General features: G+C 43.1%; 17 protein-coding genes. 12 read left to right on the top strand and 5 right to left on the bottom strand.

Features of this window, described 5'->3' with window-relative positions; genetic code table 11:
* Window positions 1–9: 9 nt before the first annotated feature.
* Together R8G66_05370 and R8G66_05365 are read right to left on the bottom strand one after the other, a co-directional pair.
* Window positions 10–447 carry a GNAT family N-acetyltransferase gene (locus tag R8G66_05370; protein MDW3191769.1) on the bottom strand — a complete coding sequence of 146 codons (438 nt, stop codon included), beginning with the start codon at window positions 445–447 and terminating at the stop codon, window positions 10–12.
* Entirely contained in the window at window positions 425–1,396 is a 972-nt protein-coding gene (locus R8G66_05365) for a PhoH family protein (protein MDW3191768.1), read from the bottom strand. Before R8G66_05365 ends, R8G66_05370 begins: the two co-directional genes overlap by 23 nt.
* A 90-nt stretch (window positions 1,397–1,486) precedes the next feature.
* Here R8G66_05365 and R8G66_05360 point away from each other — a divergent pair, with 90 nt between their 5' ends.
* The 3 genes from R8G66_05360 to R8G66_05350 all read left to right on the top strand — a co-directional run bounded on the left by R8G66_05360 (window position 1,487) and on the right by R8G66_05350 (window position 3,488).
* Window positions 1,487–2,269 (top strand): SAM-dependent chlorinase/fluorinase, encoded by a 783-nt coding sequence (locus tag R8G66_05360; GenBank protein MDW3191767.1) that lies wholly within the window; start codon window positions 1,487–1,489, stop codon window positions 2,267–2,269.
* 2 nt (window positions 2,270–2,271) lie between these two features.
* A complete protein-coding gene (locus R8G66_05355; GenBank protein MDW3191766.1) occupies window positions 2,272–2,559 on the top strand; it encodes an antibiotic biosynthesis monooxygenase family protein in 288 nt (95 codons plus the stop codon).
* Between the two features lie 257 nt (window positions 2,560–2,816).
* Window positions 2,817–3,488 (top strand): metallophosphoesterase, encoded by a 672-nt coding sequence (locus tag R8G66_05350; GenBank protein MDW3191765.1) that lies wholly within the window; start codon window positions 2,817–2,819, stop codon window positions 3,486–3,488.
* Here the strand turns inward: R8G66_05350 and R8G66_05345 are convergent.
* A complete protein-coding gene (locus R8G66_05345; GenBank protein ID MDW3191764.1) occupies window positions 3,482–3,988 on the bottom strand; it encodes a hypothetical protein in 507 nt (168 codons plus the stop codon). The two genes, R8G66_05350 and R8G66_05345, sit on opposite strands and share 7 nt — an antisense overlap.
* A 77-nt stretch (window positions 3,989–4,065) precedes the next feature.
* Window positions 4,066–5,133 carry an AI-2E family transporter gene (locus R8G66_05340; protein ID MDW3191763.1) on the bottom strand — a complete coding sequence of 356 codons (1,068 nt, stop codon included), beginning with the start codon at window positions 5,131–5,133 and terminating at the stop codon, window positions 4,066–4,068.
* A gap of 123 nt (window positions 5,134–5,256) precedes the next feature.
* Here R8G66_05340 and R8G66_05335 point away from each other — a divergent pair, with 123 nt between their 5' ends.
* The 3 genes from R8G66_05335 to R8G66_05325 all read left to right on the top strand — a co-directional run bounded on the left by R8G66_05335 (window position 5,257) and on the right by R8G66_05325 (window position 8,328).
* Entirely contained in the window at window positions 5,257–6,561 is a 1,305-nt protein-coding gene (locus tag R8G66_05335; GenBank protein MDW3191762.1) for a deoxyribodipyrimidine photo-lyase, read from the top strand.
* Between the two features lie 165 nt (window positions 6,562–6,726).
* Window positions 6,727–7,116, top strand: a complete 390-nt coding sequence (locus tag R8G66_05330) for a hypothetical protein (protein ID MDW3191761.1) — start codon at window positions 6,727–6,729, stop codon at window positions 7,114–7,116.
* A 99-nt stretch (window positions 7,117–7,215) separates the two neighbouring features.
* On the top strand, window positions 7,216–8,328 hold the full coding sequence (locus R8G66_05325) for an acyl-CoA desaturase (protein MDW3191760.1): 1,113 nt from the start codon (window positions 7,216–7,218) through the stop codon (window positions 8,326–8,328).
* 172 nt (window positions 8,329–8,500) lie between these two features.
* Here R8G66_05325 and R8G66_05320 read toward each other — a convergent pair whose 3' ends face one another.
* Entirely contained in the window at window positions 8,501–10,210 is a 1,710-nt protein-coding gene (locus R8G66_05320) for an amidohydrolase family protein (protein MDW3191759.1), read from the bottom strand.
* Window positions 10,211–10,285: 75 nt separating this feature from the next.
* Between R8G66_05320 and R8G66_05315 the strand changes: the two genes are divergently transcribed.
* From R8G66_05315 to R8G66_05290, 6 genes are all read left to right on the top strand, one after another.
* Complete coding sequence (locus R8G66_05315; GenBank protein ID MDW3191758.1) at window positions 10,286–10,813, top strand: DUF4269 domain-containing protein; 528 nt, start codon at window positions 10,286–10,288, stop codon at window positions 10,811–10,813.
* A 159-nt stretch (window positions 10,814–10,972) separates the two neighbouring features.
* Window positions 10,973–12,100: a hypothetical protein gene (locus R8G66_05310; protein ID MDW3191757.1), complete on the top strand. Its 1,128-nt coding sequence runs from the start codon at window positions 10,973–10,975 to the stop codon at window positions 12,098–12,100.
* Window positions 12,101–12,487: 387 nt separating this feature from the next.
* A complete protein-coding gene (locus tag R8G66_05305; GenBank protein ID MDW3191756.1) occupies window positions 12,488–13,561 on the top strand; it encodes a helix-turn-helix domain-containing protein in 1,074 nt (357 codons plus the stop codon).
* 442 nt (window positions 13,562–14,003) lie between these two features.
* On the top strand, window positions 14,004–14,195 hold the full coding sequence (locus R8G66_05300; protein ID MDW3191755.1) for a hypothetical protein: 192 nt from the start codon (window positions 14,004–14,006) through the stop codon (window positions 14,193–14,195).
* Window positions 14,196–14,546: 351 nt separating this feature from the next.
* Entirely contained in the window at window positions 14,547–15,362 is an 816-nt protein-coding gene (locus tag R8G66_05295) for a hypothetical protein (protein MDW3191754.1), read from the top strand.
* A 174-nt stretch (window positions 15,363–15,536) separates the two neighbouring features.
* Window positions 15,537–16,847 (top strand): hypothetical protein, encoded by a 1,311-nt coding sequence (locus tag R8G66_05290; protein MDW3191753.1) that lies wholly within the window; start codon window positions 15,537–15,539, stop codon window positions 16,845–16,847.
* Window positions 16,848–16,858 lie beyond the last annotated feature (11 nt).

Genomic DNA, 16,858 nt, shown 5'->3' with positions numbered 1-16,858 from the left:
ATAAATGAGTTAGTCAAGCAACTTCTCCATTTCGAAGTGCCAGATGTCGCATTCCAGGAATTGCTCTCCTTTCTTAACAAAACCAAACTTTGCATAAAGTGGAACCGCATCCAATTGCGCATGGAGATATAATAATTCTCCTGTGTTAAAGTTATTTCGGACATCATCCACAACCGCCTTCACTAAAGCCGTTCCCGCTCCTTTTCCTCTCCAGGGCTTTCGTACGGCAAAGCGTTCCAGTTTCACTCCCTTTTTAGTAGTTCTCCAACGTGCGGTGCCTACATGCTCGCTGTGCTCATCTACAGCTAAAAAATGTACAGAAGCCTCTTCAAATTCATCAAACTCCTCTTCACGATCTACTTCCTGCTCCACAATGAACACTTCCTCCCGTACCTCGAAAGCCAGCTTCAGATCATCCCGGGATTCAATTTTCCTGACGGTTATCATCTTTTTCTCGTTTGTAGGATTTCTCATATGCACCTATGATGCGCTTCACTAATTTATGCCGAACTACATCACTTCCATCCAGCTCCACAAAACCAATCCCTTCCACACCTTTCAATACATGCAGAGATTCTGTCAATCCGGATTTCTGGTTGCGTGGTAAATCAATCTGTGAGCGATCTCCCGTCACAATTACTTTGGAATCCGGCCCCATCCGAGTCAGGAACATCTTGATCTGCATAGTCGTGGTGTTTTGGGCTTCATCCAGTAGGATGTACGCATTGTGTAAGGTACGTCCTCGCATGTATGCCAGCGGAGCGATCTCAATGATCCCATTCTCCCGATAATATTTTAGTTTTTCGGAAGGGATCATGTCATTTAGGGCATCATAGATCGGTCTCAAATACGGATCGATCTTTTCCTTAAGGTCTCCTGGCAGGAATCCAAGGTTCTCGCCCGCCTCCACAGCTGGTCGTGTAATGATGATCTTCTTTACATCTTTGTTCTTCAAAGCACGAACGGCCAGGGCCACTGAAATATAAGTCTTCCCTGTACCTGCAGGTCCGATCGCAAAAACCAGGTCATTTTTCTCCGCAGCTTTTACCAGTTCCTTCTGATTGGCTGTCTTCGGAGCTATTTTAAGCCCCTTGGTCCCAAATACCAGGATATTGTCTTTTCCAGGTTTAGGTGGATTTTTATGATCATCAGCAATCATATTGATCACATTTTCATGGGTGATGTTCCCATAGCGCTCATAGTGCCTTACCAACGAATCAAGGATCTCATTGATTCTTAAGATCTGAGCCCCAGTTCCCTGAATTTTGATCTCATTACCGCGCGAAATGATTTTGCTGTCCGGAAAAGCTGAAGCGATTTCTTTAATGTTTTGATTTTGAACCCCCAGAAAATCAACCAGGGATACATTTTCCAGTGTAATAGTTTTCTCTAGCAAATGAGTTTTTGATTTAGTTTGAAGGTTACCCCCCTCTTCTTTTAATTTGTGGTTTTTAGAACAAATTAAACAAGAAATTCATTCGCTCGCATGGCAGTTGTCACTTTTATGTCTGATTACGGTTGGAACGATCATTATGTGGCAGCAGTAAAAGCCTCCATTCTCGCGGTAAATCCCAGCATCAATGTTGTAGACATTTCGCATCAGATCATTGCATTTGATGTGGCGCATGGTGCCTACGTACTGAGAAATGTATTTCGGGATTTTCCCAGGCATACGGTACATTTGGTAAGTGTGGATCCTGTAACCCGCGAACCACCAACGTTTGTTGCATTAAAATTGGAAGACCACTATTTCGTGGGGAATGATACAGGATTGTTTGGGATGCTTAGTGACCAGCCGTTCATGGCACAGGTGAAACTCAATGCCATCAATCAAATCCAATCTACTTTTCCAGGCAAAGACATTTTGGGCCCGGTTGCAGCCAAGCTGGCCAGTGGCGAAAACATCCATGAGATGGGTGAACCCGCCATGGAGCTGAAACGCCTTTTCGCGAGGCAGTTGAAGGCGACCAAACGCGAAATTGTGGGCAATGTGATCCGGGTGGATAAGTACGGCAACCTGATTACAAATATCCCAAAATCAGAATTTGATACGATTCAGAAGATCAATGGCAATGTACCTTACGAAGTGCAAGCCGGCCGTGAACTCTTCTATGAGTTCAACAAAAATTACCATGAAGTAGAGTCCGGCAATTGTTACTTGCTTTTCAATTCAATGGGATTGCTACAGATTGGAATCAACAAAGGAAATGCTTCCGAATTGCTTGGATTAAAATTAGACACCCCCATCGCCATACATTTCAAGATATAAGTATGCTAGTAAGAGTTGTCAGGATGGAATTCGAACCTGAAAAAGTCAGCGATTTCAAAAAGTTGTTTTATGATCGAAAAGCGAAGATCAGCGGATTTCCTGGCTGTCAGCAAGTGCAGTTACTGCAAGACCACACCTTACCTAACGTCTACTACACCCTAAGTCACTGGGATGGCCCCGAGGAGCTGGAAAACTACCGCACCTCATCTTTCTTCGAGGATACCTGGAAAGCGACCAAAGCCTTATTTAAAGGAAAACCCAAAGCCTGGTCACTGATACCGGATGAATAGTTATCAGGTTATTAATTACCCCGATAACTAGATAAAAAAGAAAGCGCCCGCCAGACGCCTTCTCAACCAAGTTACAATAAATAGTGAGTGATAATAATAATGTCCTTAAGGACTTATTTCCGCCTTATTATCACCGGTCAAAGTTTTGACTAGCAATCCAGCTTTTGATCCATCATCCGTAGGATTACGAGAAATACCACATAAGTATTAGGCTTACCTGCTTTTGGGTAGGTTTATTCCTTTACCTTGTCCATCAAATGGGCTTATTCGCCATAGGAGACATTCACGGAACTTCCGGCGCCTTGCAAACTTTGTTGGACCAACCAATTTTCGGAGCGGAGGATACGATCGTATTTCTGGGTGATTATGTGAACAAGGGACCGGATGTGAAGGGTACTATTGAGCGATTGATCGATTTTTCAAAAGATCACCAAGCCATCTTCCTCAAGGGCAATCACGAAATCATGATGCTGCAGGCAAGGAACAATCAAAATTTATTACCTCAGTGGCTATTTTCCGGGGGTGACACCACCTTAGATGCTTATCAAATTGGAGATATGTCTGATTGGCACCTGCGCATTCCTCAAGAGCATTGGGATTTCCTCGAAAGCTGTCAGCCTTATTACGCGTCAGATGGGAACATATTCGTACATGCAGGACTGGAAAGTGGAGTTCCTCTCAATGAACAGCATCGGGTCAATCTGTATTGGAAATCATACCCTGAACCCAAGCCCTACGTTCCTAACAAAACGGTCATTTGCGGGCATACTTCCCGAAAAAACGGTCTGATTGCTGATTTTGGTCACACGATCTGCATCGACACCTTCGCCTGGGGTGGGCAATGGCTTACTTGCCTTGAATTAGAATCTCGCCAATACTGGCAAACACGTGAAAATGGAGAAATAAGAAAAGGATCGCTGGATCAGTGACCCACGCAAACGGTAATACTATTGGGATCGTACTCGCGGCTATTCGTCCCGATGTTACCCGTCGCTACGGCAAAATTGCTAAAAGCCGAACCTTCTGGTACATTCATATGGATCTTGACACTACCATTTATTTCCTGAAGTAGGTCATAAGTAAGTTCAGAACCATCGGTTAATCTTTCGTTTTCAAGCATAGTGATGCTTTCGCCAGTGGCACCATCGACATCATTCAATCGGAAAGCAAGCTCTCCTGTTTCGTTAACCGTGCCAAAGTGCAGGTGCGCCGGAAATGGCAATCCCTCCTCCGTACCAGAAAGCGTGATCGCGACTTGAACTGTAGTAGGGCCCACTTCTGTAAAAGTCACCCGTCCTTCAATGGCTGTGGTAGAAACCCGATGCAAAATATATACTGATTCTCTTACCTGAAGTTCGTCGGTACCACTGGTACAACTCCAAAAACCTACCATTACCACTATCCAGATCAACTTTCCAAATGCCTTCATGCTTTCAATACAGTTCAGTTTGTATTTACCCTTGTTCTCTTAACAAAAATCCTGCCCAAAATGGTTTCAAATGTCACCTATGTTTCGATGGTTCCCTGTTCCGACAAGAAGATCGCAATATTTTTCGTGGATGGGAAATGTGAAATGATGATGACAATGACAGAAACAATCGGCACAGAAAGAATCATTCCAACAATGCCCCAAATCGATCCCCAGAATGAAAGCGCAAGGATCACAAACAGTGGACTTAAATTCAGGGTTTTCCCCATGATTTTTGGCTCAATGTAGTTACCAACGAAAATTTGGACTATTTCTACCGCTAGAAAAACCCAAAGGAACATCCAGAAGGAAGCAAACTGAAAAATTGCGAAAAGGGCTGGCAATAGTGTAGCGATCAAAGAACCAACATATGGTATATAATTAAACAGGAATATCAGAAAGGCCCATAAAGCCGCAAAGTCAACACCAAACAGGGTTAAAACGATGTAACTCAATACGCCTGTCAGTAAGCTCATAGACGTTTTTACAAAAAAGTAAGTATTGATTGACTTTCCAATATCAGATAGAATATCCTGTAAGGTGCCTTTGCGATCGGCATTTTGAAAGATCTTCTCAAGTTTTACTGGGATGAAATTCTCTTCCAGAAGAAGGAATATGACATATACGATAATTACTGCAAAGTTCCCAAAAACCAGGCTTAGTGAATTCACGATCCCTCCAATAGAAGCTTGAAGGTCGAGGCTGGACAAGTTATCGATGATGAATTTATCTACATCTTCTATCACCGGCAATTGATCCAGTAGTGGAATAGCGCCAAATGCCTCCACCATACCATTAATATTTTGCGTGTACTCACCGGACTTCTCGATGATCAGCTGAATGTTGTAAGACAAGATGGACCATAACCCATAAAAGGTACCGAAGATCACGACAAAGGCGATGATAGATGCTAAACGTTTAGGCATGGACTTCCCTTTGAGTTGAATTCTGGCAATCGCTCCTTTTGCAGCACTGATCAGGTACCAGGTAAACAAGGCAAGCACAAATGGTTGTAATAACCCCTTAAAGTAGATCAGACAAACTACTACAAGCGACAGGATGATGGTCCAGTTAGCTACACGGGAAATTTTCAAAGTTTTGTTCAAGGGCCAGGTGTTTTTGTGAAAATAGCAGGAATCGACGACAAAGTAACTTCGATCAATAAAAATCCATGAATTTGATTGAAAGAAAGATGAACAAAGGACCGACCTGCGAAGTTGGTAGACAAGATGACAAGATCCAAAATTTCCATCTTCTGGTTTAGAAGAGATTTGCGACTAGAAGACAATCACGGACTTTTTGAGGCCCTCAGTGCTGATTTTCCTGTTCAACCTATCTTCATTTTCGATCGCAATATTCTTGACAAGCTGAATGATAAGAAAGATGCCCGGGTACATTTCCTTCACCAGGAATTACATCGGTTGCAGCAAGTTCTTCAAGAGCATGGCACTACGCTGGATGTACGCATCGGGACGCCAAAGCAGGTCTGGAAACAACTTTTAGAAGACTATGACATAGGTCGTGTATACGCCAATAAAGACTATGAACCTTATGCGCGAGAGCGAGACAAAGCCATCTATGACCTCCTCAGCGAGTATGGCATCACTTTCAAGGCCAAAAAAGACCATGTAATCTTCGAGAAAAGTGAGGTGGTCAAAGCGGATGGCAAGCCGTACACTGTCTACACGCCTTACAGCAAGCAATGGAAACTAAAACTTACTGCGGAACAAATACAGGAGTATCCTTCCGTTAGTACGCAAAACTGGCATAAGACCCCCGCAAAAGCGATTCCTGAATTGTCTTCTTTTGGTTTTCAAGCGTCGGATATTCCCATACCTGATCGTGTACCAGACTTAAAAGTGATTGGCAAGTACCATGAAACAAGAGATATTCCAGCGATCAAAGGAACCTCCAGAATTGGGCTGCACCTGAGATTTGGGACAACTAGTCTCCGGGCGCTCGTACGACAGACCAAAGATGTAAACGAAAAATTCCTGAATGAGCTCATCTGGCGCGACTTCTACCAGACAATTCTTTGGCATTTTCCAGCGGTGGTGGATCATAATTTCAGTCGCAAGTACGATGGTATTGAGTGGCGTAATGATGAAAAGGAATTTCAGCAGTGGTGCGATGGAAATACGGGGTATCCTATCGTAGATGCCGGCATGCGGGAATTGAATGCTACAGGCTTCATGCACAACCGCGTCCGCATGATCGTGGCGAGTTTTCTAACGAAGCATTTACTGATCCACTGGTCATGGGGTGAAGCCTATTTTGCAGAAAAGTTGCTCGATTTCGAGTTGGCTTCCAATAACGGCGGATGGCAATGGGCTGCAGGTACGGGAGTAGATGCTGCCCCCTATTTCCGGGTATTCAACCCATACATACAAACAGAAAAATTTGACCCAAAGCTCAATTATGTCCGGCGGTGGGTGCCAGAGTTTCAATCATTGGATTATCCAAAACCAATTGTGGATCATAAATTAGCCCGGGAAAGGGCAATTTCAACCTATAAACAAGGCCTCGGCACTTAACCTTTAGGAGACTTACTTTACCGGGCAATAAAATCGCTTACCTTTGCAGCAGTACTACTACCTATCCGTTCGTTTGATAATTCCTGGAGTGAAAAGACTCAGGTCTTTTTGTGCTATTCATCTCTTGACTGTTAGGTATTTGAATTAAACATAGTAAAACTTAACATGTCAGCATCTAACGCGAGTGCCGGAAAATACACACACATTTGGCAGAAGTATCGCCCCGTACTCCTTAATTTGATGGTTGCCTCTTCTTCAAAAGGCCCACAGACCTATGACCTTTCCAGTCACGAATTTATTGACGTCAACAATAAAAAAACCACTGGTTATAGTTTCGCTTTGAAAATCTTTCAAAACCGAAATAATAGCGAGAAAAAAGTCAATGTTGCAGGATTGGACCTACTTGCTGTTTTGCAGCAATCACAAAAGTCTCAGCAATTAACCCAGGAAGCTGCCTATCGCTTTGAAATGGATAAGAACTTCAAAATCCAGGTCAGTTGCGAACCGGTAGAAACGGCCACTGAAGAGACTTCAGAGGAGCCAGAAGAAGCATAATTTGTTTACTTCCAGATATCTTTTCAAATCAGGAGTAAGCTTGTCGCCGATTTCAAGGTTTAGTCCCATATTAAAATCACATCGGCATGACTTGTGCTCATGATTCATTACACCTTTTCAAATACCCATTCCCGGGATTTTGCAGAAACGCTTAGATCTCGGGTAAATGGATATTTTAGAGATCAAAATATCTCTAGAAATGCCAACCAAACCATGAAGGTTAAATCAGCAATAGCTTTAATCTTTTATGTAGGCATCTATGTTTCCATCCTTTTTAGTGGAATCACCAGCATCCCTCTCCTTTTTGTCTTATGGGCCTTATTAGGTTTGGGCCAGGCATTCATCGGCACTAATGTAATGCACGATGTAATTCATGGCTCCTATAGCAAAGACAAGGATATCAATCGCTGGATGCACATTTTTCCATTGATTATCGGTGTGGAGCCACTCACCTGGAAGATACAGCACAATGTATTACATCACACTTATACGAATATCGAACACGCTGACGAAGATATAGAAGTGAGATTTTTGTTGCGCATGACCCAGAATCAACCCCGAAAGTGGTTTCATCGGTTTCAGCACATCTATGTCGTCATACTGTATAGCATACCAATCATCATTTGGGCGACTGCCAAGGATTTCATCAAAATGTTTAAGTATCGAAAACTTAAACTTGTTGAGGGAGGTCGTTCGTTTTGGATAACTGTCGCTGGCATTGCCTTCCGCAAGTTGCTATTTCACACATTTTTTATAGGTGTTCCGGTACTTGTATTAGGCATCAGCATTGGATGGGCCGTACTCATGTTGGCTACTATGCTGATCGTAACGGGTCTAACACTAAGCCTCATCTTCCAAACAGCACATTTGGTCTCTGACCTGGATGTTATTGAAACTGAAAACCCAGAGATTGACGAAAATTGGCTGGTTCATCAACTACACACGACCACTAACTACGCGACCAACAGCCCATTCTTTTCCTGGTTTTATGGATCGCTCAACTTTCAGGTTGAACACCATTTATTCCCAAACATTTGCCACGTACACTACCCGAAAATTTCATCGATTGTAAAATCTACTGCAGAGGAATTCGGGCTTCCGTACCATTGTCAGGGTTCTTTTGGCAAGGCTGTTTACGAACATTTTAAGCTGCTGCGATTGTTAGGCAAATACGATGAACTTCCTGATACGAAAACGGAGGTCTTTGCCTAGCACAATGAACGGCATTCGTTGCCATCATCCCAATCGGAAAATAAGGATTCCCGCTTCTGACGCTGCAAGGCGGTTATTTTATGTTGTCTCTAAAGAGGGCTTACCAGCAGTGCTAAAAAGACAAAGAGGCTGATCTGATCATTGTTTTGTGATAACTTTCGGTGATTTTTATCTAACGAACAAAAGTCACTTTTGATATTTTTCCATCGGTCACTTCATATATGGCCACCGCCTCCAGAGAATTATCGTTGAAGCGAACCTTTTCCTGATCAATCACCTTGTTATTGATGACAATACGATTGACAATTTCACAATACAAGTTCGTCACCCTTTCGAACATGAGCCCATATCGTTCCCGCATTTTTGCATGACCTTTCAGGGTCATTTCACCTTTCTCATTATACACTTTTACATCAGCGCTATAAGTATCAAGAAAAGCATCAATATCCCGGGCATTATAGGCATTGACTTGTCTTTGAACAATCTGCGCAGGACTTTCTACTAAAATCTTATCGGGAGTGAGTAATTCTCCACCTTTCATGACCCATTCAATGGCATTGAGGTGCTGCAAGTCTTGCAATGGATCGGCACCCAACAAAACCAGATCTGCTTCTTTTCCGACTTTAATTGATCCTAGCCGAGCATCCAATGAAAATCCTTTGGCTGCGTTGATGGTACTGCTTACCAATAAATCCCAAATGGACAATTCGGACTTACTCATGGCTTCCAATTCAGGCAAATAAGAGGAAGCATGCATGGTACCAATATTTCCAGCGTCCGTACCTGTTGCCACATTAACACCCCCATTAAAAACGTTTCTGAGATTGACCCTCATGATGGAGTCTTGTTGTTCTAATCTGGCAGGTCTTTTCAAACCATACAGCACTTTCAGTCTTTCGGGCCAGGCACTCTTGTCCAGTTTGTTTGGGTCCAGAAGGCTATTATAAGCGGCGGGGTTAGCCCACTTAAGATCCTGTGGATGATGATCCATTACTCCGGTGAAGGTTTTGAAATAGCCATCACCCACGATCATGGTAGGGATATAGGTGACTTGTTTCTTTTTCATCTCACTAATGAATTCCTGCGGTATCAATACATCATCGATACTATGTACCAGTATGTTGGCACCTGCTTTCACTGCGAGCTTAGCTGTTTCCAATTGGGTCGCGTGAACGGCTAGCTTCAAGTTATTTTCTCGGCACAACTCTCCGAGATAGGCAACCAATGGATATGATTTTTCAGCAGGAAGATCCGGCGTTACCACATACCATACTTTCATGAAGTCAGGTCGGTAGGGTAATTGTTGATTGAATAGCTGTAATACTTCTTCTTTGGTAGTGACTTGTATGATCGGTGGGTCTCCTTTATCCAGTTGCGGGCGTGATACCATGGAAAAAAGAGGGCCGGTCACCAACACATTTGGTGAAAGGGAATTTTCTGCCAACGAATCTCTTACCTCATAATTCCAAAGTGGACCACCTACATCCATCACTGTCGTGATGCCATTTCGTAAATATCGCTTCAAGTAGTCCACCGCATTGTCTTTGGCAAATTGAATTTCCTCCTCATAAGAAAATACATGGGTCAAATCCAAGGCATCCGGTCGGGTGTAAATACCACCGGACTGAAAAAAATGAATATGTGTATCCATCAAACCAGGGATGAGATACTTCCCGGTTCCGTCTATGATCGAATCTCCCGTGTCAATGCTCATTTTCTTAAGCTGGTCCATCTGAGTAATCTTACCATCGGTGATTTTCACGGACATATTTTTCAGCACCTTGCGTTTTTCTACATCCAACAGGTTTACATCTTTAATGACTGTGGATTGTCCAAACAAGTAAAAAGGCAGCAAGGTGAGTAGAAGGAGGCGAGCTTTCATCGAATTCGTTAATTTCCGGGTTAGAAGGTACTAAAGTATGAATTTGTAACGCAACATTTTCCATACCCGTTGAAGATGATCACTAATTTTAAAGATCCCTCCTATTTGCAAATGGGAAATAATCGACAGCAACATGCGTACAATACACTTCAGAAATTGGAGATATTTGCCACATTGGCTCCTTTCGATCCAGTCTTGACCGGAACCATTCCCATTGAGGTCGACATCTCTAGCAGTGATTTGGATGTGATCTGTGAAGTAAAGGATGAACCAGCTTTCGAAAAATTGATCATGACGCGGTACAATCACCATGCCGGATTTGTGATTCGAAAAACGAAGAAACAGGGATTACCAACGATTATTATCAACTTCCGACAAGAGGCATACGAAATAGAGATCTTCGGCCAGGCTCTTCCTGTGATCGAACAAATGGCTTACCGGCACATGGTCAAAGAGTATGAGACACTGCAACAGAAAGGACCGTCTTTCAAAAAACAAGTAATCGAATTAAAGGAACAAGGCTTCTCGACAGAAATAGCGTTCGCACAACTACTAGGCATTGAAGGAGATCCTTATCTGGAGTTGCTCAAATATGCATTATGATAAATGGATTATCAAAATCGTTATGATCAATTGATAATTAAAACACAGTTGATATATGTATGTGTTATTCTAAGAAATTTTTGTATCTTTCAAGTAAGGTTGTGGTCTCAACTACGCAACCCTGAAACAATTATCTTATAAAAACAAAACGAATTTCTAATGAAAAAGCTATTACTCTTATTTTTTGTCATTGCATTGAGTATGCAGGCAAATGGACAATGCCAAGGAGTGGTTTGTCTGGGCGGTGATTTTACTAATGTTGATGATGAGCAACTGTACTCATTGGGCGCCGTTAGCGGAACACTTGTGATCACTTCAGTATCCGGAAATTTTATTACTGGATTTAATGTAGAGCAAGAGGACACCCCGAATCTAGCGGGAGTTACGGTGCAATTCTCACAGGCCAATTGTGGTATAAGAACCACAAGCATGACCATTAATTACACGTGGAATGGAAACAGTGCTAGTTTTACTGAGACAGTCACTATTGCCCCACTGAACCCCACAGTCGGGACACCTAGTCCTATATCTCTTGGTTATTCTCAGCATCACAGATACACCATGAGTACAAGTGCGGCAAACGCATCGAATTATTCCTGGACAGTGACTGGAGGCTCCATTATTGGATCAACCACTGGTCCTTCCGTTGTAATTCAGCCATACAATGGCTCATGCAGTATCACCGGAACTGTCATCGGCAATGGTGCATGCCCTTCTAATCCGGTAAGCAGAACGGTCAACATTCCCAGCCCATCCATATTCGGCAATATTGCCGGTCCGTCAAGTGTGGGTTCAAGTTATGGTGATTATTCAACGTATAGTATCTACCCAGGAAGTGCAGGAAACGCTAATAGATGGTGGGAATGGTCCGTGACAGGCCCATTCTCATTAGGTAGCGGTTTTAATGCGAGCAAGACTGTTTTTGTTAACACTTCCTCCGGAATGGGAGGAGGAACATTATATGTTTATGCAAAAAATTCATGTGGACAATCCTCGGTCAGAAGCAAATTTATTACCGTTAGTGGCACGCCAGGTCGTGCGGCAGAATGGGAAGAAGTAATTGATCCGGTACTTATCTCTGCTCAAGGGGTCAATAAACTAATTGTGCCTTATTATGAAGACGTAGAAAAGGTAATCATCTACAACATGGGTGGAGAAGTAGTTGAGTCACTCACTCCTAAAGGAGTAGAAGTAGCGATGCAAGGCCTATCCAATGACATATATGTGGTAAAAACCATTCGCAGCAATGGCGAAGTAACCACAACTAAAACCAGAATCAGTAATTAAGAGCTATCCAATAGTTGAGAGAATAGAGGGCCTGGTGCCCTCTTTTTTTGTACTAAGCATTATCAAGGGGGTAACCCGTCTTGTAATTGTAATTTCATATAGGTGAGTTTTACGATCACTAAAATCTATCACCAAAAGACAATTATTCTTGCTTGATATTGCTGATCTTAGTAGTCTGAGTTCGATAAGCGAATACTCCAAACCGTCCCTATCGTCACTGCGAACCTGCTTGTGCGGGATAAGCGGCAGGACAGGTGCGGCAGTCTTTAATAAACCTAATTAAGATTGCTTCGGCCTATAGCAGTTTTGTTATAATCTGGCCTCGCAATGACGGTATTCGAGCATTCATAGTCGATTCAAGTAAGTAGTCAATGAAGAGAATGGCACATGCAAATCCATGAGGTAGTTCATTTGATTTTTTTCGCCGCTGCAGCACAAGGCATTGTGCTTTCGCTGGTTTTTTGGCGATCAAATCAAGCAGGACATGCCTTCAAATTACTCGCGGTGATATTTGGCACATTCGCCCTGATCCTATTGCATTGGATCGCTTTCTGGCAGGGGCTGTATCAAACCGGATTTCGCAGCATAGGCCTGATCGCAGGGACGTTAGACTTTCTGTTGGCGCCAATGATCTACTGCTTTGTTAAAAGCCTGCAATCCTCGACTTTCCAATTCAACAAAAAACAAGGCTGGCACTTCCTCCCCTTTTTGATTTTCTTTTCCATCGCCTTAATTACAGCGCTGACCACATCAGAAACAGGAACTTCAGCAACTCAAAATACACCAATACAGCGTTGGTACCGGTTGGTTTATCTGACTGTAGAAAACGGGCAGTTCTTATGCTATGGTGGTTGGTTGTTCTTACAGGTTCTAAGAAGCGAACAACGGCTATTGAAAACCATTAGCCTACTTTTTGTCCTGTATTTCTGCGGACGTCTGGCATACTCCGCACTTGCTTTAACCTCACTGATCACACCTGAGATTGACTATGTGCTATCGGTAATGATCAGTGCCAGTATTTTCTCAGTAGCCTATCTCAATCAACTTAAACCCATTCAATTGCGGAGCCGCCAATCCTATGAAAAAAGCTCACTCAGTAAAGCGCATGAACACCTCATCAGCGATGAAATCGTTGACCATATTGTTGTCCAACGTCGATTTCTGGACAATGACTATTCTATTGATTTGCTGTCTAAGGAACTGTCGATTCCCCGGCATCACATATCCCAGGCCCTGAATCAGCATTTGGGTAAGTCCTTCAGTGTACTGATCAATGAATTGCGAGTGGAAGAATCTATGCAGCTATTACAAGACCCGACGAAACATCAGGAAAAGATCATGGGCATTGCGATCGCTTCCGGCTTCAACAACAAAGTCTCTTTCAATAAATATTTCAAACAAAAGACTGGTGTATCACCGCTCGAATTCAGAAAAAGGCACTTAGAAGCAGTAGAAAAATAATCTCCACTTTCACTGATGTTATCACCTTCAGCCAAAGGACAATACAAGAAAATCATTTGGAGATAACTCCAAACGAGGCGGTAAAGGGTAATTCACAAAATCTTTTAAATACCAGCCTCTGCTGGTGTTATCACCTGCAGACAAAGAACAATGCAAGAAAACGACTCCAAATGAGGTGGTCGTTAACGCCAAATCGAACATTAAATAGGCCCTAAAAACCAACAGAAAGGTAAATTCCGCTAATTATTTACCCTTTCTTATTCAGTCAATTGTTCTTTTGAGTGAATGGCAATCAGCACGAAGACCAGGCGGTCAATTGCTGATATGATCCAGATAAACTCAAAATATGAAACCGGAAAATCACAGGTCAATGATGTTTTTATTCTTTAATCTCCTCTCCTTTTTTATTGCTTGTTCTTCAGAGGAAACTCCTCCGACAACAATGAAATTTGCACTACCCGAAGGTCATCAGGTCTATGTCAGCGACGTTCCCAATTTTGATCAGCCCTCATGGAAGATCATCAAGTACGATCACAAAGGTGAAAATCCGGAAGTATTTACCGAAGAAGAACTCCAGCCTCTGCTGGTGTTATCACCAGCAGACAAAGAACAACAGAAAGGTAAATTCCTCTAATTATTTACCCTCCAGCCTCTGCTGGTGTTATCACCTGCAGACAAAGAACAATGCAAAAAACCATTTGGAAACAACCACAAAAGGGGCTGTATCTAACTCCAAATCGAACAGTAAAAGCCCCTAAAAACCAACAGAAAAGTAAATTCCGCTAATTATTTACCCTTTCTTATTCAGTCAATTGTTCTTTTGAGTGAATGGCAATCAGCATGAAGACTAAGCGGTCAATTGCTGATAAGATCCAGATAAACTCAAAATATGAAACCGAAAAATCACTGGTCAATGATGTTTTTATTCTTTAATCTCCTCTCCTTTTTTATTGCTTGTTCTTCAGAGGAAACTCCTCCGAAAACAATGAAATTTGCTTTACCCGAAGGTCATCAGGTCTATGTCAGCGACGTTCCCAATTTTGATCAGCCCTCATGGAAGATCATCAAGTACGATCACAAAGGTGAAAATCCGGAAGTATTCACCGAAGAAGAGCTGGCCTGGCCGCAAGACCTGGTCTTTTTAGAGGACCGGGACGAAGTATTGATTTCCAACCTTTCGTCTGGAAAGATCAATCGTCATAACAGCACGACAGGCGAATTCATTGCAACTTTTGCAGCAGATATCAGTGGCCCCACCCGAACCAGGATTGGCCCCGACGGCTTGCTTTATGTCTTGCAGTGGGCTGGCAGTGGCAAAGTGCTTCGATATGACCTTGATGGTACACTTGTAGATGAGTTTACGGAAACGGGCGTCCCACAATCCATCGGTCTTGACTGGGATGACGCTGGCAATCTCTATGTCTCTTCTTTCCAAAACAATCAGGTGATCAAATTCGATACGGAGGGCAAAAGTCATGGAGTTTTCACAGAAAGTGGCAATACACAGGGACCAACCAACATCTGGTTCACCTCCGATGGGAATCTCATGGTCAATGACTGGAAAGCCGGAAAAATCGTAGTATTCGATGCAGCAGGACAATTTATTGAAACTTTCGCCACAGGCCTGAGTCAGGTAGAAGGCGTGAGTGTACTTTCAGATGGCAGCGTATTGATTGGAAACGGAGGCACGGGTGCAGTAAAGTTATATGATGCCGAGGGCACCTTCATCGAAGATTTTGTCGCCGCACGATCCGGAGGCCTGGGTAAACCGAATGCGGTGATTGTGCGAACAGGAAATTAAGGTACTTCGAATTGTTCTTTTACCTTTAGATTAGATGGGAGCATCTAAACTGAGTCGGCCATAACCATTGTTGTGGCCGTAATTTTTTACACAGATCGATGAAAGCATTACATGGCACTTGCGAGCAAATGACGATAATGATGTACACTTGCATGCTCACTTTTTGCAACTATCATGTCAGCACTCGAATCCCAGCATCAACCCTGGCCCATTTACCAGCGAATTGTATTCAGGATCTTTTTCATCTACTTTCTACTTTCAACAGCCATATGGGGCTGGCTTGGTAGCATTCCCTGGCTATCATTTCTAAGTACCTACAGCAGCGAATTCACTACCTTCTATACGGAGCTGTTCAATGACTATATCTATACCATCAAGGAAGAGTTAGTGCCTACCCGAGGCAGTGGCGACACGTCGATGGGATGGGCAACCTTATATGCACAATTGTTTCTTTCTCTGATTGGCGGATTGATTTGGTCCATCATTGACCGAAAGCGACCAAGCTATAACTGGAGCTTTCTGGCGCTGCGCAACGTCGTTCGGTATTACGTCATACTTTTCGCATTTATTTATGGTGCCATTAAGGTATACGGCTTGCAAATGCCCTCCCCTTCCAACAGTTATTACGCAACTGACCTGGGGCATTTTACAGGTATGCGTTTCTCCTGGAATTTCATAGGCTACAGTAAAGGTTATGAATTTTTCAGCGGATTGATGGAAGTCTTTGTGGGCGTATTTCTGCTCTATCGAAGAACGATCGTACTTGGGGCCTTGCTGGGAATAGGTGTTTTTGCCAATGTCTTTTTATTGAACATCAGCTATGACATTCCTGTTAAGATCTTTTCCTTCCAACTGCTCTTCGCCTGTTTGTTCCTCTGCCTGAATAACCTCCAAAGGATCAGTCAGTTTTTCTTACTGAACAGACCCGTCATTTCGGATACCTCCTGGAACATTCCCAACTTCAAGCCCTGGGTAAGACCAACACGCATCATCCTGAAAAGCATATTTGTGCTTGTTTTTACTTTATATCCCTTCTACAACTACTACGAATTCTATCAAAGTGTAAACAGTCGAGCAACCACCCCGCCTTTTTCCAGCGGCTTCTATGAGTTACAAAATCTCATCATTGATGGAGACACCATCGCTTCGCAACTCGATTCCAACATCCACTGGAAAGATCTGGCCATTGATCAATCCGGCAGGGGCAGCATGGGGCTGATCGATTCTACTTTGCGGGTCCGATATGGTCGATCGTACTTCAGCTATAGCCTGGACTCCACCGAAACTACCTTATACCTCAAAAGATCGTCGAGTGACTCTATTGCCTATTTCGAGGGTACTTTCGAATACCTGACAGAACAGGATTTACACCTATCAGGTACCTACAAAGGTGAACAACCCATGCAAGTCGATCTGATCTGGAAAGACCGGGATTATCCTTTGGCAAGGAAGGAATTCAACTGGATGTTGGAAAGTGTCCCTTAGGCTTTTGGAAA

This window comes from Cytophagales bacterium, from assembly GCA_033344775.1.
GTDB lineage: Bacteria > Bacteroidota > Bacteroidia > Cytophagales > Cyclobacteriaceae > JAWPMT01.
Note: the sequence above shows the minus strand (reverse complement) of the source record. Positions and strands in the feature narration are given on the sequence as shown.